Here is a 1,141-nt window from a genome sequence, read left to right as displayed (position 1 = left end):
GGCAGGTTGCGGGCCATGACGATGCGCTGGACCTGGTTGGTGCCCTCGTAGATCTGGGTGATCTTGGCGTCGCGCATCATGCGCTCGACCGGGTAGTCGCGGGTGTAGCCGTAGCCGCCGAGGAGCTGGACGGCGTCGGTGGTGACCTCCATGGCGACGTCGGAGGCGAAGCACTTGGCGGCGGCGCCGAGGTAGGTCAGGTCGGCGTCGCCGCGCTCGGAGGCGGCGGCGGCCTGGTAGGTCAGGGCGCGCGCGGCCGAGATCTTCATGGCCATGTCGGCGAGCATGAACTGGATGCCCTGGAAGTCGGCGATCGGCCTGCCGAACTGCTTGCGCTCCTTGACGTAGCCCTTGGCGTAGTCCAGGGCGCCCTGGGCGATGCCGAGCGCCTGCGCGGCGATGGTGATGCGGGTGTGGTCCAGGGTCTTCATCGCGGTGGCGAAGCCGGTGCCCTCCGCGCCGATCATGCGGTCGGCGGGGACGCGCACGTCGTCGAGGTAGACCTCGCGGGTCGGGGAGCCCTTGATGCCGAGCTTCTTCTCGGGGGCGCCGAAGGAGACGCCCTCGTCGGACTTCTCCACCACGAACGCCGAGATGCCCTTGGAGCGCTTGTCGGGGTCGGTGACCGCCATCACCGTGTAGTACTCCGAGACACCCGCGTTGGTGATCCACCGCTTGACGCCGTTGAGGACCCAGTGGTCGCCGTCGCGGACCGCGCGGGTCTTCATGCCGGCCGCGTCGGAGCCCGCGTCGGGCTCGGACAGGCAGTAGGAGAACATGCCGTCGCCCTTGGCGAGCGGGGTCAGGTACTTCTTCTTCAGCTCCTCGGAGCCGGACAGGATCACCGGCAGGGAGCCCAGCTTGTTCACCGCCGGGATGAGGGAGGAGGAGGCGCACACGCGGGCCACCTCCTCGATCACGAGCACCGTGGCCAGCGCGTCCGCGCCGGCGCCGCCGTAGCTCTCGGGCACGTGCACCGCGTGCAGGTCGTTGGCCACCAGCGCGTCCAGCGCCTCCTGCGGGAAGCGCGCCTCCTCGTCCACCGCGGCGGCGTGCGGCGCGATCTTCGCCTCGGCCAGCGCGCGGACGGTGTCGCGGAGCATCTCGTGCTCCTCCGACGGGCGGTACAGGTCGAAATCAG

The 1,141-nt window shown here is 70.1% G+C and carries 1 protein-coding gene; it reads right to left on the bottom strand.

What is annotated here, in order from left to right; all coding sequences use genetic code 11:
- The coding region (locus tag ACFF45_RS35435) for an acyl-CoA dehydrogenase (RefSeq protein WP_381351159.1) at window positions 1–1,141 on the bottom strand (1,141 nt) is incomplete at both ends.

Source organism: Streptomyces cinereospinus (assembly GCF_042430725.1).
GTDB lineage: Bacteria > Actinomycetota > Actinomycetes > Streptomycetales > Streptomycetaceae > Streptomyces > Streptomyces cinereospinus.
This window is presented reverse-complemented; position numbering and strand designations above follow the sequence as displayed.